The organism is Streptomyces lanatus (assembly GCF_014655715.1).
Lineage (GTDB): Bacteria > Actinomycetota > Actinomycetes > Streptomycetales > Streptomycetaceae > Streptomyces > Streptomyces lanatus.
The window spans coordinates 40,042-59,270 of record NZ_BNBM01000013.1 but is presented as its reverse complement, the minus strand read 5'-3'; the positions used below and the strand labels follow the sequence as shown (position 1 = coordinate 59,270).

The following is a 19,229-nucleotide window of genomic DNA, read 5'->3' as shown; positions in this document are numbered from 1 at the left end:
GGGAGATGGGAACAGACCCCGACTTTCAAGATCATGGAGCGGTGCGGACGGTTGTGGGTGTCTCAATACGAGACAGCAACCCGGCGTCGCCCTCTGTGTGAGGCCCCGGATACGGTGAGGGACGCCATGACCACCGCGGAACATCCCCTTGCCCTCGCCCCCCTGCGCCAGGCCCGCGAAAGGTTCCTGACGGGGCGCCCCCTTCCGGACGGCGTGCCCGAGGACGTGGTCGCCGCCTGGCGACGCGCCCGCTTCTTCGGCGTACGGCCCGATCTCGACGGCCCGGTACGGGACTCGGCCCACCCCGCCGACTCGCCTCTGCTGGACGCCGCACGCCCCGTGCTCACCCGGATCGTCCCTGCCCTCGACGCCGGACGCTCGGCGCTCGTGCTGACCGACGAGCGGCTGAGGGTGCTGTGGTCCACCGGCAGCGCGCCCGGCGACGACACCTGCCGCGACCTGTCCGAACGGGAGGTCGGCCACAACAGCGCCGCCCTCGCCCTGCGCACCCGGCGCCGCGCCGAGGTGCACGGCCCCGAGCACTTTCTCGACGTATGGCAGGACGTCTCCGCGGTCAGCGTCCCCCTGCTCTCCCCGGAGACGGGACAGCCGCTCGGCACGGTGACGCTCGCCACCGCCCTGCGCACGGGCTGCCGGCCACATCCCGGCGCCGCCCTCGCCGAGGCGGCCGCGGCGGCGGTGGAAGCGGAACTGCGGGCACGCGCGCGTACCGCGCATCGGACGCTGCTCGATGCCTACGAGCGTGCCGCGCGGGGACGCGAACGGGCCGTCGTCGCCCTGGACGGCCGTAACCGCCTGATCAGCGAGGCCGCGGCACGACTCGCCTCGCCGCAGGTCCTGGAGTCGCTGGAGCGCGCCGCGCGGGCCTGGGGGAGGGGGAGCGGCGAGTCGTACGACGTGCGGCTTCCGGAGGACGCCGGGTGCACCGCCGAGGTCACTCCGGTACGGCACGAGGGCCGCGCCCTCGGCCTGGTTGCCGTACTCGAAGCGCGTCCTGTGGTGGCGGCGACTCCACCGAGCTCGACAGGTGCGCTGGCAGGCGGCTCGGTGCCTTGGCGGCACGCGGTCGCGCGGGCGACGGAGCTGTTCTGTACGGCGGGTCCCGTACTGCTCACCGGCGAGCGGGGCACGGGCAAGACCGCTCTCGCCCTTGAGCTGCTCGACGCCCCGTTGATCGTGGACGCCGCCGAGTCACCCGAACTCGGCCTAAGGGACAAGGCTTGGGACGACGGCCGCCCTGTGCTCCTGCGTCATGCCGAACGCCTCTCCCAGCCGGATGTCGCCGCCCTCAACTCCCTCCTGGAGGAACGCCCGGAGGCCCGCCTGGTCGCCACCCACACCCCGGGAACCGCACCGGGCCCCTGTCTCCAACGCCTCCTCGACACCCTCGCCGCCCGCTCGGTGACCCTGCCCGCACTCCGGGAACGCCCGGAGGACATCCGGGAGTTGCTCCCCGCCCTCACTCCCAGGCCCGCCCCGGGCGGCCCACCGCTGACCTGGACCTTGGACGCGCTGCGGGCGCTGGAGCAGCATCCCTGGCCCGGGAACGTGACGGAACTCGCCCACCTCGTACGGGCGTTGGCCGGTCAGCGCCGGGTCTTCGGCCCGGTGCGGCGCGGCGAACTGCCCGATCCCGTCCGTGAAGGACCCGCCGGCCGCGCCCTCAGCCCCATGGAAGTCGCCGAACGGTCCGCGATCCTGGAGGCGTTGCGCCGCCACGGCGGCAACAAGACGCGTGCCGCGGCGGCGCTGGGGATCGGGCGGGCCACTCTGTACCGCAAACTCCGGGAGTATCAGGGGCTCCAGGGAACCTGAACAAGACGCTCAGCGGGCCCCGGTCCAGTTGTGCGCGACATCGACGACGACGCGATCGGTGGCCACCCACACCCGGAACGGCAGCCGCGCCCGCACCCCGAGCCCGATCTGCGTGTCCCCCTCGAAGCTGCCGACGAACCGCGCGTCCCGGAACGTCCGGTAGCCCGTGAGATTCACGCCCGTCAGACGCTGACCGGCCTTCGCGGGATACGTGGGCTTCCCGGTGGCGGGGTCGTACGCGGGCGCGGCCACCCGCACCTCGATGACGGCGCCGCCGCCGACGGCGATCGGGCGGCCCGAGCCGTCCTGGTGGAGTCGGCTGACATACCGGACGGAATAGCCGAGTTCACGGGTGCCCGCGCCGGGGACGTCGACGACCATGCGGTCGAAGCAGGCGTGCCGGCCGGTCCTGATGTTCGTCACCGACTCCGTCGTGGCGGCGGACCGGGTCTCGGCGCCGCTGCCCCAGCCGGTGGGGCAGGCCGTGGCAGGAGTGGCGGTGGTGGCGGAGGTGGCTGAGGCCGGGACCGCCGCCACACCCAGCGTGGCGACCATGAGTGCGGCTGCCGTCGCCCAAGCAGTTCTGTTTCGTACCATTGCGTCCCCCGGGAGGTGATGTGCCTGATATTAGGGGAGACAACCGTCTTGACCCAATGGTTGCACGGTTGCGGAGCTGGGTCGTCCGGACTTCGCGGCGATCGGCGGCTCGTTCGGGAACCCGCACCGGACCTGGGACGTTCTACGAGGGACGGCGATGATCAGCGAGTGCGCCGAAGACTTGTCGGTCGAAGGCTTGTCGGTCGAAGGTTTTTCGTCGAAGGTTTTTTCCAGGGGGCGATGTGACGCGGGTACTGATCGTAGGGGGCGGAATCGCCGGCACAGGTGCGGCGCTGGCGCTGGACAAGGCCGGATGCGATGTCGCCGTGTACGAGGCGCATCCCGACTCCGCCGAGGACATCGGCGCCTTCCTCACCCTCGCGAGCAACGGCATGCGGGCCCTGGCGGAGCTGGACGCCTCGGCGGCGGTCACCTCGATCGGCTTCCCGCTGACGTCGATGCGCGTCCTGGACGACACCGGCGCCGAAGTGGCCCAAGTACCGCTCGGCGAGGCCGGTACACCGCACCTGAGGTACCGCTGCGTGCGCCGCGGCGACCTCAACTCCGCCCTGCAGACCGAGGTCACCCGCCGGGGCATCGGCATCCGGCACAGCATGCGCCTCGTCTCCGTCGACGATGGTCCCGACGGCGTCACCGCCCACTTCGCCGACGGCACCACGGCCACCGCCGATCTGCTCATCGGCGCCGACGGCCTGAGCTCCACCGTCCGCCGGCTCACCGCCCCGGATGTGCGGCCCGTCTACGCGGGACAGTTCGTCTTCTACGGCTATACGCGCGAAGCGCCCGACACGGCCACGGCCGGGACCATCACCATGGTGCGCGGCAGCTCGGCCGCGTTCGGGTACGCGGTGTCGCCCGAGGGGGAGGCCCACTGGTTCGCCCGAGTCTCCGACGAGCCGTTGACCGCGGCCGACATCGAGCAGGGCACCCCGGCCCGCCTGCGCGAGATGCTGCTGCCCCGGCTCCGCAAGGACACCACCCCGGCCGCCGACCTCGTCGCCGCCACCACCGACGACCTCATGGTCACCAACGCCACCGAACTGCCCACCGGCACCCCCTGGCGCTCCGGCCGCACCCTGCTCATCGGCGACGCGGCCCACGCGGCGTCCCCCGCCACCGGACAGGGCGCGTCGATGGCCCTGGAGGACGCCGTCGTCCTCGCCAAGTCCCTGCGGGACGCACCGGACACGGACGCCGCGCTGACCCTCTACGAAACCCTGCGCCGCCCCCGCGTGGAGCAGAACATCACCGTCAGCGGCAAATATCTCCCGAGGCACCCACACCCCGTCGGGGCCCGGCCCCCGGGGCTCCGCCCCGAACCGGCCCGGCGATGACGACCTCATACGGCAGTTGGAGTGGGACAGCGACCTCTGGCGGCCCACGACATAAGTCGATGCAGCGGCCAACCAGTGCAACCCCGCCGTGCACAGGCCCCTCATAGAGGTCGAACCATCTCAGGTTCGCGGAGAGGAGCGCGCGTTGGCCCGCCAGTTGTCCCGCCCGTCCGGCCCGTCCCGGCTGTCCCGTCGACAGTTCGTGGTCTACTCGCTCGCGGCGACCACCCTGACCGTCGCGGCACCGCTCGGCTGCGACGCCGCCACCGCCGAGGGCGCCGAGAAGGCCGCCGGCCCGGACGGCGAGCGCGGCCCGTCCGACGTCCTGGTCACCGGCACCGACGCCGAAATGCTGGTCCTGGAGGTCACCCCGGCCAACAAGGTCGTCGTACGGCTGCCGCGTGTCGAGGTCGGCCAGGGTGTCACCACCGCCGTCGCGATGATGATCGCCGAGGAACTCGACGCCCGGCTCGTCGACGTCGACATCCCGCTCGCGGACGCCCGCAGCAAGGGAAACCAGTTCACCGGCGGTTCCAGCTCGGTCAGTTCGCTGTACGGCCCGGCCCGCCAACTGGCGGCCACCGCCCGCGCCAAGCTCGTGACCGCCGCCGCCCGCCGCTGGCGCGTCCCGGCGCGGACCCTGCGCACCCGGGGCACCCGGGTCTACGGACCGGACGGCCGCTCGGCCACCTTCGGATCCCTGACCCGAAGCGCCGCCCCGATCACCAGGCCCGCCGTGCCGAGCACGCCCAAACCGGCGTCCAAGCACCGGGTGATCGGCCGGCCCACGACCCGTATCGACGCCCGCGACATCATCACCGGCAAGGCCAAGTACACCGGTGACCTCACGGCGGCCGGAGCCAAGCCGACGGTGGTGGCCCGGCCGCCGACGCTCGGTGGCAAGATCGTCTCGGTCGACGACGCCGCCGCCCGCGCGATGCCCGGGGTGCACGCCGTCGTACGGTTCGACGGGGGAGTGGCCGTCGTGGCGGAGACCTTCCACCATGCCTTCCAGGCCCGTGACGCCCTACGCGTGAAGTGGGCCCCGGGACCGCTCGCCAACCTCTCCGACGCACAGATCCGCTCCCGGCTGCGCGCCGCGGTGCCGAAACTGGGCACCCCGCCGCGCGGATCGGCGCAGACCGAGGCCGAGTTCGAGTTCGCCTTCGTCAGCCACGCTCCGATGGAGGTTCTCACCGCGGTGGCGGACGTACGCGACGGGCGGGCCGAGATCTGGTTCTCCTCGCAGACCCCGCAGTCGGCGCGGGAGGAGATCGCCTCGCTGATCGGGGTGCCGGCGGCGAAGGTGCGGGTCCATGTGCTCCGGGGCGGCGGCTCGTTCGGGCGGCGTCTCAACCACGACGCCGCGATCGAGGCGGCCGTGATCTCCAAGAAGGCGCGCCGGCCGGTGAAGCTGATGTGGAGCCGGTCCGACGACATCCGGCACGGCAGAATGCGCCCGGCCTCCCACCACCACATCCGGGCCAGTCACGCCCGGGGGCGGGTGGTGGCCTTCGCCCACGCCACGGCCCAGGTCAGCGAGTCCTCCGGCGAACGCGGCCTGTCCGCCCAGGGCGGCTCGCGCGCCCCCGCCGCGGCCCCGCTTCCCAGTGACAGCGGCCTGTACAACTTCGGCCGCCTCTCCGGCGATTCGGGCTCGATCGACCTCGCGGTCCCCCTCGGCGCCTGGCGCTCGGTGGACTCCGGCACGGTGCGCACCGCCGAGGAGATCGTCGTCGACGAGATCGCCCGCAGCCTCGGCAAGGACCCGGTCGCCTTCCGCCGTACGACCTTGCGGAGCAAGACCGTCAAGGCCGTACTGGACAAGGTCGCGACCGCCGGGAAATGGGGCCGGACCATGCCACGGGGCCATGGGCAGGGCGTCGCGGTGCACGAGGAGTACGGCTCCTGCGTGGCCTGTCTGGTCGAGATCGACGCCGTCGATCCGAAGAACCCCCGGGTGACCAAGGTGGTGATGGCGGCCGACGTCGGAACGGCCGTCAATCCGCGCGGACTTCAGGCCCAGCTCATGGGCACGGCCGTCGACGGCATCTCCACCGTGCTGCTCGCCGGCCTGCACATCGACAAGGGCGCCGTCCGCGAGAGCAGCTTCGCCGACTTCCACTACGCCCGCGGCCGGCACTCCCCGCTCCACTTCGAGGCACACATCATGCCCTCACGGCGCGACCCCGGAGGCGCCGGCGAACTCGGCGTCCCGGCCGCGTCCGGAGCCGTCGCCAACGCCTACGCCCGCGCGACCGGCAGAAAGCCGCGCCGCTTCCCCTTGAACTTCTGACCCACCCAAAACTTCCGTGTCCCCCGAAGAGAAGGCCCCCATGCCCTCCTACACCTTCACCCTCAACGGGAAGCGGGTCACCGTCGAGGCCCCCGCCGACATGCCGCTGCTCTGGGTCCTGCGCGACCTTCTGCACGTCACCGGCCCCAAGTACGGCTGTGGCGTGGGCGCCTGCCGCGCCTGCACCAGCCACCTCGACGGCGACGAGATCCAGCCCTGTGTCGTCCCGGTCGCCGACTGCGCCGACCGCGAGGTCACCACCATCGAGGGCCTGGCCGACGGCGACCGCCTCCACCCCGTCCAACAGGCCTGGCTCGACTGCGACGTCGCCCAGTGCGGCTTCTGCCAGCCGGGCCAGATCATGGCGACCGCCGCCTTGCTGAAGAAGACGCCCCGTCCGACGGACGCCGACATCGACGGCATCGAGAACGTCTGCCGCTGCGGGACGTACGCCCGTATCCGAGAGGCGATCAAGAAGGCGGCCGCCAACAGCTGAGGGCCGTACGCTGAGGCCCGTGCAGAACGAGACCCCGGCTGCCGTGGCGGCGCGCTTCACCGGGCGTCCCGTGAGCGGCGAGCGTCGCCTCTCCGGGACGCTCGCCGAAGTCACCCTCGGCGACGGCCGGACGGTGATGGTCAAGCGGGGGGATGGCGAGAGGGCCGCGTGGGCCGAGGCGGCGGGGCTGCGGTGGCTGGCCGAAGCCGGCACGGTGCGTATCCCGACCGTGCACGGCCGGGACGCGCGGTGGCTGGTCACCGACCGGGTGGCGACCGGAACGCCCAGCGCCGGGGCGGCGGAGCGGTTCGGTCGGGAGCTGGCCGCCCTCCATGCGTCCGGGGCGCGTGCGTTCGGCGCCCCACCGCCCGGCGGCCCCGAGGACGCCTATATCGGGCTCGCCCCGATGCGCAATGTCACCGGGTCCGACTGGCCCCGCTGGTACGCCGAGCACCGGGTGCTGCCGTATCTGCGCAGCGCGGTCGACCAGGGCACGGTCCGCAGGACGGAGGCTCCCGTCATCGAGCGGGTCTGCGAGCGGCTCCCCGAACTGGCAGGGCCCGCCGAGCCGCCCGCCCGGCTGCACGGTGACCTCTGGAACGGCAACGTCCTCTGGGGCGCCGATGGGCACACCTGGCTGATCGACCCTGCCGCGCACGGCGGGCACCGCGAGACCGACCTCGCCATGCTGCACCTCTTCGGCTGCCCCCACCTGGACCGTGTCCTGGACGGCTACCAGGAGGTCGCGCCCCTCGCCGCCGGCCGGCCCGACCGGATCGGCCTCCATCAGCTCTTCCCGCTCCTGGTGCACGCCGTGCTCTTCGGCCGGGGCTACGCGGAACAGGCCCTGGCCGCCGCCGAGTCGGCCCTGAGGATCTGACCGCCGCCGGATCACTGTTGCCGGCGTACAGACCATTGACTGCGCTCCCACCGCTCCCCACACTGGCGTGACTACGTAGTCAACGCGGCCCCGGCACAGCCACTCCCGCATTTGACTACGTAGTCAACGCCGACCCCGACCACCCCGGGAGCCCTTCCATGGCGACGACGATGACCGAGGTCGCCCGCGCCGCCGGTGTCTCCCAGAAGACCGTGTCGCGGGTCGTCAACGGCGAACCGCACGTCAGCCCGGACGTCCGCGACCGCGTGCTCCGGGCCATACGGGAGCTGGACTACCGCCCGAACAACGCGGCACGCGCCCTGCTCCTGGGCCGCTACCGGCGCATCGGCGTCGTCTCCCTCGGCACCGCCTTGTACGGCCCGTCGACCCTGCTCATCGCCCTGGAGAGGGCGATGCAGCGCGCGGGGTACTCCTTCGCCCTGGCCAGCACATTGGAAGGGCAGCAAGTCTCCGTCGCCGTAGAGGCGCTGCTGGAGCAGGGCGTCGACGGGATCGTGCTGTCCGAGCCCATCGACGACGGCGCACCGCTCCGGCTCGGCGCGGACGTCCCGGTGATCAGTCTCGGCGAGGGCGTGGGCGTGGTGGTCGACGCCGACGGGGTCGCCGCCGCCCGTATCGCCACCGAGCATTTGCTCACCCTCGGCCACCGCACCGTCCACCACATCCCCGGTCCCCAGAACTGGTGGGCCGCCCGCGACCGCCTCCGAGGCTGGCGCGAGGCCCTCGCCGCCGCCGGAGCCCCCGAACCGCCCCTCGCCCTGGAGGGCGACTGGACCCCGGCCGCCGGATACGCCGCCGGCCGACAGCTGGCCGAACTCGACGACGTCACCGCCGTGTTCGCCGCCAACGACGACATGGCGATCGGCGCACTGCACGCCTTCGCGGAGGCGGGCCGTGACGTGCCGGGCGACATCAGCCTCGTCGGGTACGACGACATCCCGGCCGCCGCCTATCTCTCCCCGCCCCTGACCACCGTCAGACAGAACTTCACCGCCGTCGCCGACCGCGCCGTCGACCATCTGATCGCCCTGATCGAGGGCCGCCCCGCCCCGGCCGAACACCCTGAACCGGCCGTCGAGTTGACCGTACGGGCCTCCACCGGACCCATGCGCGGCTGAACCCGAGCACACGCACACCCCATACCCGCACCACGTGAGGAGTCACGTGTGTACCCACCACCCCACCCGACCCGCCGCACCCTCCTGCGCGGCGCCCTCGGCCTGAGCACGGCCGCCGCCCTCACCGCCTGCGGAGCAGACAGCACCACCGCCCTGACCTCCGGAGACGTCACCCTCGCCCTGTGGACCCACGACCCGGGCTACGAAGCCTTCTTCGAGAAGGGCATCCCCGAGGCCGACCGGCTCACCGACTTCCGTTACCACCTGAAGGTCACCCGCGCCGGAGCCCCCGACGTGGTCACCAAGCTCCTAGCCCAGGCCGTCGCCGGACGCGGCACCCCCGACCTCATCGGCTTCGAGATCGGCAGCTTCCCGCGCATGCTGCGCGGCGACATAGCCGAACGCCTGCTGTACGACCTCACCGACGACATAGCCGCCGTACCGGGCTTGAAAGACGACCTGCTGCCCGCCCGCACGGCCCCCTTCAGCAAGGACGGCCGGGTCTACGCCTTCGACTCGGACACCCCGATGGTCGTCTACTTCTACCGGGACGACCTCTTCGACCGCTACAACATGCCCAAGAACACGGCGACTTGGGAGGAGTTCGCCGAAGTCGGCGCCCGCGTCCACCGCGACCACGGCGCGTCGATGTGCGTCGTCTCCACGGTCGGCAGCGACGCGGGCCAGGTCGTGCAGTCCTTCCAGATGCTGCTCTACCAGCGCGGCGGCGCCTTCTTCGACGCCGACCAGAACCTCGTCCTCGACTCGCCGGAGGCCGAGGAGGTCCTGCGCTTCCTGTGCGACGGACTGCGCACCGGCTTCGTCATCGACATCTCCGACTACTACGGCGCCGCCATGCAGACCGCCCTGAAACAGGGCAGGGTCATCGGGCTCCCCATGGCCATCTGGTACAAGAACTACGGCCTGATGCCCAACGTGCCCGAGCAGAACGGGAGATGGCGGGTCAAGGCCCTGCCCCGCTTCGAGGGCGGCGGCGCGGTCACGGCCGCCGCGGGCGGCACCGGGTTCGGCGTCATCAAGGACAAGGCCAACACCCGGGCGGCGAGGGACTTCCTGTTCAAGACCTGGCTCACCCACGAGGGCCAGGTCCGCCGCTTCACCGAGACCGGCTACCTCCCCACCCGCCGCTCGGTCTACGACGACCCGCGCCTGAGCGCCGCCCGGGACGACTTCTGCGGCGGCCAGCGCCTCTTCCCCCTCTACCGCGAACTGCTGCCCCAGGTCCCCCCGTTCCACCAGAGCCCCGACCAGTCGATCCTCTACGACGTGCTCGCGGGCAACCTCCTGCGCGCCTACCACGGCGATCTGAGCCCACGTCAGGCCCTGAAACAGACCGCGGCGGACTTCCGCGACCAGGCCGGCCGTTAGGAGGCGCCCACCATGTCCACCACCACGACAGCCGGCCCCCACCGCGCCAGGAGCTCCTGGGCGCCGTACCTCTTCATCTCCCCCTTCTATCTCCTCTACGTCCTGTTCATGCTGGTCCCGATCGCCGTCTCGCTCTGGCTGAGCCTGACCGAGTGGGTCGGCCTCGGCACCCCGCACTGGGTGGGCCTGCGCAACTACCGCCTGCTCGCCACCGACATCAGCTTCCACCGGGCTCTCGGCAACACGGCCGTCTTCGTGCTCGTGGCCGTCTGCGTCGTCGTACCCCTGGCCCTGCTGATCGCCCAGGCCCTCAACACCCGTGGCCTGCGCGTCCGGGACCTGTGGCGCACGGCCTATTTCGTGCCCGTCGTCGTCTCCCCGATCCTCGTCGCCCTCATCTTCGGCCTGGTCTTCGACCGGCAGTTCGGCCTCGCCAACTCGGTGCTGCGCGCCCTGTTCGGCACCGGCGGCGTCGACTGGCTGGGCGATCCGGGCTGGGCCAGGGTGAGCATCGCCCTGGTGATGCTGTGGCGCTGGACCGGCTACCTCACGGTGTTCTTCCTCGCCGGACTCCAGAACGTACCGAGGGAGTTGTACGAGGCCGCGGCCCTGGACGGCGCGGGACGCCTGCGCACCTTCACCACGGTCACCCTGCCGGCACTGAAGCCGGTGACCGCCTTCGTCGTCGTGACGTCCTTCATCGGCGCGGCCCAGATCTTCGAGGAGCCGTACCTGCTGACCGGCGGCGGACCGGCCGAGTCCACCCTCTCGGTGACGATGTTCATCTACCGGGCCGCCTTCCAGCGCCAGCAGTTCGGCTACGCGGCCGCCGCGGCCGTGGTCCTCTTCGTCCTCGTCTTCGGACTGAGTCAGCTCGTCAACCGTCTCCTCGGCATCGGGAGGGCCACCTCATGACACGCGCCCGCCTGCCCCTCTACGCCTTCCTGATCCTGCTGTTCCTGGGCTTCCTCGCCCCGCTGCTGTGGGCGTTGAGCGGCTCCTTCAAACCGCGCGGCGATATCTTCGCCTACCCGCCGAAGCTGCTCCCGTCCCCGTTCACCCTCGACAACTACCGCACCCTGCTCACCGATCAGCCCTTCGGCCGCTGGTTCCTGATGAGCACGGTGGTCGCCGTCGTCGCCACCGCCGTGTCCGTCTTCGTGTGCGCCCTGGCCGGGTACGGCTTCGCCAAGTTCCGGTTCGCGGGCAAGAACCTGCTGTTCGGCGTGATGTTCAGCTCGCTGTCCATCCCGTTCGCGGTGATCCTGGTGCCGCTGTTCGTGATGCTGGTGAAGACCGGCCTCGGCAGCCCGTGGTTCGCGCTGATCGTGCCGTGGGTGGCGCCCGCGTTCGGGATCTTCATGATGCAGCAGTACATCGTGCAGTCCGTTCCGGACAGCGTGCTGGAGGCCGCCCGTATCGACGGCGCGAGCGAGTTCGGCATCTTCCGGCGGATCGTGCTGCCCCTGCTGCGCCCCTCGCTCGGCGCGCTCGCGGTGTGGACCTTCCTGCAGAGCTACAACAGCTTCCTATGGCCGCTGGTGCTGGTCTCCGACAGCTCCCAGTACACCCTGCCGCTCGGCCTGCAGACCCTGTTCGTCTCGGAACAGCGCCAGTACGACCTCGTGCTCGCCGGGGCGGTCCTCGCCGTCCTGCCCGCCGTAGCCCTCTTCGTCGTGCTGCGCAAACAGCTCCTCGAAGGCCTGTCCACGGGCGCCGTCAAGGGCTGACACCCCCCATGGGGCCACCCTCAACCACCGTATGGGAGAAGGATGTTCGAGCTGCCACCCCGCGTCCTGTTCGGCGCCGCCTACTACCACGAGTACCAGCCCTACGAACGCCTCAAGGACGACCTCGACCTGATGGCCGAGGCCCGGTTCACCGTGATCCGGGTCGGCGAGTCCGTCTGGTCGACCTGGGAGCCGGAGAACGGGCGCTTCGACCTCGACTGGCTCCAGCCGGTCCTGGACGGCGCCCATGAGCGGGGCATCGCGGTGATCCTCGGGACACCGACGTACGCCGTGCCGCCGTGGCTGGCCCGGCAGTACCCGGAGATCGCGGGGGAGTACCGCACCGGCAGGCGGCACGGCTGGGGCGCCCGCCAGGAGGTCGACTTCACCCACCCGGCGTTCCGCTTCCACGCCGAGCGGATCATCCGCAGGATCGTGGCCCGGTACGCCGACCACCCGGCCGTCATCGGCTTCCAGGTCGACAACGAACCCGGACTGCACCTCTTCCACAACCACGGCGTCTTCCAGCGCTTCACCGACGACCTGCGGGAACGCTACGGCGACGTCGAGACCCTCAACCGCGAGTGGGGCCTCGTCTACTGGTCGCACCGCCTCTCCACCTGGGCCGACCTCTGGACCCCCGACGGCAACGCCCAGCCCCAGTACGACCTGGCCTGGCGGCGCTTCCAGGCCCGTCTCACCACCGAGTTCATCGCCTGGCAGACCGAGATCGTGCGCGAGTACGCCCGCCCCGGCCAGTTCGTCACCACCTGCATCTCCTACGACCGCCAGGCTGTCGAGGACGACAAGCTGACCGAGCGCCTCGACATGACCGCGGGCAACCCGTACTACACGATGCAGGACGCCCTCGCCCTGCCCGACCGGAACCGCTCCGGCCAGGACTGGACGACCAACGGCACCTGGGCCCTGTACCGCAGCGCCGACCGCATGTACTCCTCACGCCAGGAGCCGTTCCTGGTGACGGAGACCAACGCGCAGGCCATCAGCGGACCGTGGGACAACCGGCCCGCCTACGACGGCCAGTACCGCCAGGCCGCCTGGGCGCTGATCTCGCGCGGCGCCTCGATGATCGAGTACTGGCACTGGCACACCCTGCACTTCGGCACCGAGACCTACTGGGGCGGCATCCTGCCGCACAACGGCCGCCCCGGGCGGGTGTACCGCGAACTCGCCGCGCTGGGCGGGGAGTTGGAGAGGGCGGGCGATCTGGTCGCGGCACTCACCCCGGACGCCGACGTCGCCTTCCTCTACGACGGCCCCAGCAAATGGGCGCTCCAGGCACAGCCCCCGCTGGCCACGCCCGACGGGGACCCGGACAAGCGGTCGTACGAGACCCTCTTCGACGCCTTCTACCGGGGCGCCTTCGACGCCGGCCTCCAGTCCCGCATCCTGCACCCGGGCCAGCTCCCCGACGCCGAACTGCCCCCGGTCCTCGTCGTCCCGGCCTACTACGCCGCCGACGACGCGACCCTGGACCGGCTGAAGGCGTACGCCGAGCAGGGCGGCCACCTCGTCCTCGGCCCCCGCACCGCCTACGGCGACCACGAGGCACGGGCCCGCACCGATGCCCAGCCCGCGCGGCTGGCGGAGGCCGCCGGGGTGACGTACGACGAGTTCAGCAACCTGGACGCCCCACTGCCCGTGACCGGCACGAACGGCCTCGCCCTCCCACCCGAGGCCCACGCCCTGCACTGGGCCGACGGTCTCCAGCCCCAGGGCGCGCAGGAGTTGGCCACCTACGACCACCCCCACTTCGGACGCTGGCCCGCTGCCACCACCCACCCCCACGGCACCGGCCGCATCACCTACGTGGGCACCGTCCCGGACCCCGTATTCGCCCAGGCCCTGCTTCGGTGGGCGGCGGCCCCTGACGGCGACGCGTGGCGCCCGGCCCACCCGAGCGTGACAGCGACGTCGGCCCACTCGCGTGACGGTCGCCGGGTCCGTTTCCTGCACAACTGGTCGTGGGATCCGGTGACCGTACCCGTGCCAGGGGGCGTGCGGGATGTGCTGTCCGGTGAGGTGTGTGGCGGTGAAGTACGCCTGGCCGCATGGGATGTGAGGGTTCTTCAGGAGGAGTGACTCACTGGGCGGCCGGTGAACGCGTCCAGCAGGATCCGGTCGTCGAGCGGGCGGTCCAGTTCGACGGTGACCTTCTTGGACAGGAGCTGCGCCGTGCAAAGCTCGTCGCTCGCGCCGACGACGTAGCCGGACAACACCACACTGCCGTCCGTCTCCAGCACATCCACGGCGGGTCCGTCGTCGCAGGCCCCGTGGTGGGCCAGTACGGTGACGGACCTGCCGTCGGCGGTCACCTCGACCACCTTGTTCAGCTCCCACAACGCGCTGCCGAGCTGCCCGGCCGGTCCGATGGGCGGCTTCGGCGGCTTCGAGGGGTTGAGAGCGACCCGCTTGAGCGGGGTGTCGTAGCCCTCGATCGTGAACAGCCAGGCCGGGACGGTGGCCGGGCCGCGGCTGGTGGCCAGCGTCGTCTCGCCCAGCTTCGCCCCGGTCACCGTGAGGTGGGGCCCGGGGCTGAGGTCGCCGCCGCCCAGCTTCTCGTACGCCGCCCGCGCCCCCAGGAGCGGCAGCGTGAGCGACTCACCGCTCCGCCAGGTCACCTTCGCGTCCGTCTGCGGGGTCTCGGGGAGGTTGCCGCGCAGGACGACGTTCTGGGTGAGGTACGCCTCCTTGTCGGCATCGTCGTGGAAGGCGTCCTCGGGCAGTTGTGCCGGGTCGGCGATCGGGTAGTAGCCGGTGCGCCAGGTGTCGGCTGCCGTCGAACCGTCCCAGGCCTCGGCGACCTTGAGGGCGCGGGGCTCGGTGTTCGGCGCCGGCTCGGATTCGTCGGAGCCGCCGGGCTGAGAGCTGCCGCATCCGGTGGCGAGCAGACCGAGCGCGGTGAGTGACAGGACGGTGCGGTAAGCGGTCGTACGCATGGAAACCCCCCGAACGGACGGCGGTGAGCCGGTCGGGGCGGTGTCGGTACCGCCCGGGACTGTGACGCGGGAAGGGGGTGCGGCGTTCGGTGAGAGCCGCTAAATCACACCGTCGGTGCGCAGGGCCTCGATCTCCTCGCCGCTGCGGCCGAGTTCGGCGAGGATCGCCTCGGTGTGCTCGCCCGCGGCGGGCACCGGGTCCATGCGCACCGGCAGCCCCGCGAGGTCGGCAGGCGGCAGCAGGGCCTGGGCCGTCGCCCCACCGGGGAGTGCCACGTCACGCCAGCGGCCCCGGGCCGCGAGGACCTGGTGGTCCAGGAACGCGGCGACGTCGTTGACCCCGGCGCAGGCGATGTTGATCGCCTCCAGGTCCTTGAGGATGTCCTCGGTGTCGGAGCGGGCGCAGCGCTCGGCGACGACGGCGTTGAGCTCGTCGCGGTGGGCCACCCGCGCGGAACTCGTGGCGAAGCGCGGGTCGTCGGTCAGCTCCGGCCGGCCGAGGAAGTGCGCACACAGCACGGCCCACTCGCGCTCGTTCTGGATGGAGAACAGCACCTCCCGGCCGTCGGCGGCGGTGTAGGCGCCGTACGGGGCGAGGGTGGGGTGCTGGGTGCCCAGGCGCTGAGGCTGGGTGCCGCCGTAGCGGGTGTAGTTCGCGGGCTGCCCCATCCACTCCGCCAGCGCCTCGAACAGGGACACCTCCACCGGGTGCGCGGTGCCCGTGGTGGCGCGGGTGTACAGGGCGGTCAGGACGCCGCTGTACGCGTACATCCCGGCGGCGATGTCGGCGACGGAGATCCCGACCCGCGCGGTCTCCTCGGCGGTACCGGTCAGCGACACCAGCCCGGTCTGGCACTGCACCAGCAGGTCGTACGACTTGCGATCGGCCCACGGCCCCGACGTCCCGTACCCGGAGATCGTGCACGGGATCAGCCGCGGCCACCGCTCGGCGAGCACCTCGGTGCCCAGGCCGAGGCGGTCGACGGCGCCGGGCGCGAGGTTCTGCACGAACACGTCGGCGGTGTCGAGGAGTTGGTGGAGAATCGCCAGTCCCCCCGGCGCTTTGAGATCCAGGGTGAGGGATTCCTTGGACCGGTTGAGCCAGACGAAATAGCTGGACTCCCCGTGCACCGTGGTGTCGTACCGGCGGGCGAAGTCCCCGCCCCCCGGCCGCTCGACCTTGATCACCCGAGCCCCGAGGTCGGCCAGCTGCCGCGTGGCGTACGGGGCGGCCACGGCCTGTTCGAGGCTGACGACGGTGATGCCGGACAGAGGGAGGCGGGGGGTGCTCATAGGGGCCATGTGTACGTCGACCAGGGAGATCGCGTCAACGGCGCAGATCAGGCGGGGACGTGGAGAGTCTCGACCGCGCGGACCAGGGGGACGAGCTCGGGGTTCTCAGCGGCCTGGTCGAGGGCCTCGCGCAAGGCCGTGTCATTGGTCGGCCGCGCCTCTTCCAGGAGCTTCTGCCCGGCCTCGGTGACGTCGGTGTAGATGCCGCGGCGGTCGGTGGGGCAGAGGTAGCGCGAGAGCAGCCCGCGGTCCTCGAGGCGGGTGACGAGGCGGGTGGTGGCGCTCTGGCTCAGTACGACGGCGTCGGCGACCTGCTTCATCTGCAGATGTCCGCCTTCACCGCTGTGCTGGCGGCTGAGGACATCGAGCAGCGAGTACTCGCGCACGCTCAGGTCGTGCTTGGCCTGAAGAGCGCGCTCGATATGCGTCTCGATCCTGCCGTGCAGCAGGGAGAGGGCGCACCAGCCCTGGGCGAGTGCGGTGAGCGCGGGATCCGTCGCTGTCATGAACCTCAGGATAGGGCATCCGCGAAATTTCCAGCGATTGCGTCTATTGCGCGCCTGCAAGCACTACCGGAAACTCCGTCGCGGTCCCCTCCGCGATCCGGCTATCGTCGGCGCCCATGATCAGCCAGCCTCCGACCACCACCCTGTGGCGACCCACCGGCCCCAAGGAACTGGACCTGGTCCGCGAGCTGAACTGGCGGGCCTGGCCGCCACGCCTGCCCGAGCAGCCGATCTTCTACCCGGTGCTCAATGAGGACTACGCGGTACGGATCGCCCGGGACTGGAACGTCAAGCACGATGGCGCCGGTTTCGTCACCCGCTTCGAGGTCGAGTCGGCGTTCCTGAGCCGGTATCCGGTCCAGCAGGCGGGCGGCGGGACGATCCTCGAACTGTGGGTGCCGGCGGAGGAACTGGCCGAGTTCAACGCCCATGTCGTCGGCACGATCGAGGTAGTGCACGAGTTCCGCTGAGGCGAGCTTCTACGTCCGCGTCAGCTGCCGCATCGCCAGCGCCAGCCCCAGCCTGAACCGGCCCTGCGGTGTGCGCAGTGGCCAGCCCAGCAGGTGTTCGGCGTGGGCCAGCCGCTCCTGGAGTGTGGAGTGGTGGACGTTGATCTCGGTCGCCGCCGCGCGCAGGCTCACCGTCGAGGCGACGGCGTGCAGCGTGGCCAGCAGCCAGGGCGCCGCCGCGGCGGCCGCCTCCAGGGCCTGTACGTCGGGCGGCGGCTCGGCACCCGGTGCCACGAGGTCGGCGAGCAGGGCGGTGCCGCCCAGTTCCTCGGCGTGCACGACGCGGGGGCCCGGGTCCTGTGCGGTGCCCTCGGCCGTGAACCGCAGGGCGACGCGGGCCTCGGACCAGGAGCGGGGCAGGTCCGGCACCGGGACGGCGGGCCCCACGCCGACGCGGCCGGCGGGCGCCCCGGCGTCGAGGTGCGCGGGGACGATATGCGGGCGCCCGTCCAGCGGGGCGAGGACGCGGGCCGGTGCGGTGGGGTCCAGGCCCAGACGCCGGGCCGCGTGCAGCCGTGCCGTCTCCGGAGCCGTGCCGTCGAGGACGGTCTCGACGAGCGCCGGGTCATCGGCGGGGGCCCGTCCTCGCGTCCGGTCGAGCACGAGCCGTATGACACCGGCGGCCCGCTCCAGGATCACCGCGTCCACGACGCTCGGCTCGGCCCGCCCGTCCCGCTCCAGCCACAGCGCGGGTGCGCCGCCCGGCGTCAGCGCGGCCGACGGCCACGCGGGATCCGGCGGCAGCTCGCTGTCCCGGCGCGTGCCGTCCGCCTCGACCCGCACATGGACCCGCCGGTCCCCGTCCACCAGCCGTGCCGCGACCCCGGCGAGCACGGCGGCACCGCGCACCAGCGCCTCCAGCCCGGCACGGGACTCGGCCAGCCGATCGAAGTAGGCGATGACCCGAACGGCGGCCCCCGCGTCGGGGTCGAGGGCGGTCAACCGCCCGGCCAGCTCTTTCATAGGCCAATGGTGCGACATGCGGTCAAGAGCCGGTGCCGCCTGGGCCGAAATCCATGGGCGCGAGGCTGTGTCGTCATGCGGCTCCGCCGCGTGGGCGCGACCAGCCACAACAATTCCCGTCACTGCTCCAACAACCGCCGCAACCACCCCACATGAGCCCTCTGACAAGCCTGAGAAACCGCCGCCTGCGGAGCAAATCCGTCGAAGCCGTGAAAGCCACCGGGCCACACATGCAGCTCGGCCACACCCCCCGCCTGCCAGATCCGCGAGGCATAGGCGACGACCTCGTCACGGAAGGTCTCCGCGGAGCCGACATCGAGGAACGCCGGCGGCAGGCCGGACAGATCCTCCGCACGGGCAGGCGCCGCATACGCGGGCACGTCCGCCCCGCCCCGCCGCTCGCCGAGCAGCGCCGTCCACCCGGTCTCGTTCGCCGTGCGGTCCCAGATGCCCAGCCCCGCCATCTGGTACGTGGACGGACTGTCGTTGCGATCGTCCAGCATCGGGCACATCAGCATCTGCCCGATCAGCTCCGGACCCCCGCGGTCCCGGGTGAGCAGCGCCAGCGCCGCCGACAGCCCGCCGCCGGCGCTCGCCCCGGCGACGACGATCCGCCGGGCGTCGCCGCCGAGCTCGGCCGCGTGCTTCGCCGTCCACTCCAGACCCGCGTACACGTCCTCGATCTGCGCCGGGTACGGATGCTCGGGCGCGAGCCGGTACTCCACGGACACCACGACCGCGTCCAGTTCCTTCGCCCAGGACAGGGCGGCCTCGACCCCGACGCGATTGTCGCCGAGGATCAGGCCGCCACCGTGCACGTGGTAGATCACGGGCCGCGGGCCCGCGTCCGCCGCCACGGCCGGCCGGCAGATCAGCAGCGAGATCTCCGGCGCGCCCTCGGGGCCCGGCACCGCCCGGTCCTCGACCTCGAAGAAGCCGTCCATGGTCAGATCCAGCTCGGCCAGCATCTCGATCCCCGGCCCCTGACGGACGTCGGCTATCTCGTCCATCGTGAGGCCGGGCGAGATCACGTCCTTGATGAGCTCCAGCGCGGCGGCGAGCTCGGGGTCGAACGGGGGCGGCGGGGCCTGGGTCATGGCGTCTCCTCACACAGGGGCACGAGCGTGCCCGGCGGCTCTGCGGCCAGCATCCGTGCCCCGGCACCGGGCCGAGGGCCGCCGTTCGGCGGAACCTCCCCGCCGCCCGGCGGGTGGCACGCCCGTGACCTGGAGCTTGCCAGGAGATGACCCGCTGTTCACCCGCCGGGGGTGGATGAACCT

General features: G+C 71.8%; 16 protein-coding genes and 1 pseudogene. 11 read left to right on the top strand and 6 right to left on the bottom strand.

Annotation, left to right across the window (positions count from 1 at the left end; all coding sequences use genetic code 11):
* Positions 1-126: 126 nt before the first annotated feature.
* Positions 127-1,836, top strand: a complete 1,710-nt coding sequence (locus tag IE325_RS29630) for a helix-turn-helix domain-containing protein (RefSeq protein ID WP_190073157.1) — start codon at positions 127-129, stop codon at positions 1,834-1,836.
* 9 nt (positions 1,837-1,845) lie between these two features.
* Here the strand turns inward: IE325_RS29630 and IE325_RS29625 are convergent, their stop codons facing one another.
* Positions 1,846-2,433 carry an AMIN-like domain-containing (lipo)protein gene (locus IE325_RS29625; protein ID WP_190073156.1) on the bottom strand — a complete coding sequence of 196 codons (588 nt, stop codon included), beginning with the start codon at positions 2,431-2,433 and terminating at the stop codon, positions 1,846-1,848.
* Between the two features lie 242 nt (positions 2,434-2,675).
* Here IE325_RS29625 and IE325_RS29620 point away from each other — a divergent pair.
* The 9 genes and pseudogenes from IE325_RS29620 (at position 2,676) to IE325_RS29580 (ending at position 13,821) form a co-directional block, all read left to right on the top strand.
* Positions 2,676-3,843, top strand: a pseudogene (locus IE325_RS29620) (FAD-dependent oxidoreductase).
* A gap of 147 nt (positions 3,844-3,990) precedes the next feature.
* Complete coding sequence (locus IE325_RS29615) at positions 3,991-6,084, top strand: xanthine dehydrogenase family protein molybdopterin-binding subunit (protein WP_190073347.1); 2,094 nt, start codon at positions 3,991-3,993, stop codon at positions 6,082-6,084.
* Between the two features lie 40 nt (positions 6,085-6,124).
* Positions 6,125-6,580 carry a (2Fe-2S)-binding protein gene (locus IE325_RS29610; protein WP_190073155.1) on the top strand — a complete coding sequence of 152 codons (456 nt, stop codon included), beginning with the start codon at positions 6,125-6,127 and terminating at the stop codon, positions 6,578-6,580.
* Between the two features lie 19 nt (positions 6,581-6,599).
* A complete protein-coding gene (locus tag IE325_RS29605; RefSeq protein ID WP_229912103.1) occupies positions 6,600-7,460 on the top strand; it encodes a fructosamine kinase family protein in 861 nt (286 codons plus the stop codon).
* A gap of 158 nt (positions 7,461-7,618) precedes the next feature.
* Entirely contained in the window at positions 7,619-8,599 is a 981-nt protein-coding gene (locus tag IE325_RS29600) for a LacI family DNA-binding transcriptional regulator (RefSeq protein WP_229912102.1), read from the top strand.
* Between the two features lie 48 nt (positions 8,600-8,647).
* Positions 8,648-9,988 (top strand): ABC transporter substrate-binding protein, encoded by a 1,341-nt coding sequence (locus IE325_RS29595; RefSeq protein WP_190073154.1) that lies wholly within the window; start codon positions 8,648-8,650, stop codon positions 9,986-9,988.
* A gap of 12 nt (positions 9,989-10,000) precedes the next feature.
* Entirely contained in the window at positions 10,001-10,903 is a 903-nt protein-coding gene (locus IE325_RS29590) for a carbohydrate ABC transporter permease (protein WP_190073153.1), read from the top strand.
* Positions 10,900-11,718 (top strand): carbohydrate ABC transporter permease, encoded by an 819-nt coding sequence (locus tag IE325_RS29585; protein ID WP_190073152.1) that lies wholly within the window; start codon positions 10,900-10,902, stop codon positions 11,716-11,718. The genes IE325_RS29590 and IE325_RS29585 overlap by 4 nt, the downstream gene beginning before the upstream one ends.
* Positions 11,719-11,760: 42 nt before the next feature.
* Complete coding sequence (locus IE325_RS29580; RefSeq protein WP_190073151.1) at positions 11,761-13,821, top strand: beta-galactosidase; 2,061 nt, start codon at positions 11,761-11,763, stop codon at positions 13,819-13,821.
* On the opposite strand, the gene IE325_RS29575 is transcribed toward IE325_RS29580, so the two are convergent.
* The 3 genes from IE325_RS29575 to IE325_RS29565 form a co-directional block, all read right to left on the bottom strand.
* A complete protein-coding gene (locus IE325_RS29575; protein WP_190073150.1) occupies positions 13,809-14,678 on the bottom strand; it encodes a hypothetical protein in 870 nt (289 codons plus the stop codon). The genes IE325_RS29580 and IE325_RS29575 overlap by 13 nt on opposite strands.
* 99 nt (positions 14,679-14,777) lie before the next feature.
* On the bottom strand, positions 14,778-15,971 hold the full coding sequence (locus IE325_RS29570; RefSeq protein ID WP_190073149.1) for a CaiB/BaiF CoA transferase family protein: 1,194 nt from the start codon (positions 15,969-15,971) through the stop codon (positions 14,778-14,780).
* A 47-nt stretch (positions 15,972-16,018) separates the two neighbouring features.
* On the bottom strand, positions 16,019-16,477 hold the full coding sequence (locus tag IE325_RS29565) for a MarR family winged helix-turn-helix transcriptional regulator (protein ID WP_190073148.1): 459 nt from the start codon (positions 16,475-16,477) through the stop codon (positions 16,019-16,021).
* A gap of 116 nt (positions 16,478-16,593) precedes the next feature.
* Between IE325_RS29565 and IE325_RS29560 the strand changes: the two genes are divergently transcribed.
* Positions 16,594-16,947, top strand: a complete 354-nt coding sequence (locus IE325_RS29560) for a hypothetical protein (RefSeq protein WP_190073147.1) — start codon at positions 16,594-16,596, stop codon at positions 16,945-16,947.
* Between the two features lie 9 nt (positions 16,948-16,956).
* Here IE325_RS29560 and IE325_RS29555 read toward each other — a convergent pair whose 3' ends face one another.
* Positions 16,957-17,949 carry a helix-turn-helix domain-containing protein gene (locus IE325_RS29555; protein ID WP_190073146.1) on the bottom strand — a complete coding sequence of 331 codons (993 nt, stop codon included), beginning with the start codon at positions 17,947-17,949 and terminating at the stop codon, positions 16,957-16,959.
* 119 nt (positions 17,950-18,068) lie between these two features.
* Positions 18,069-19,046 (bottom strand): alpha/beta hydrolase, encoded by a 978-nt coding sequence (locus IE325_RS29550; protein WP_190073145.1) that lies wholly within the window; start codon positions 19,044-19,046, stop codon positions 18,069-18,071.
* Positions 19,047-19,229 lie beyond the last annotated feature (183 nt).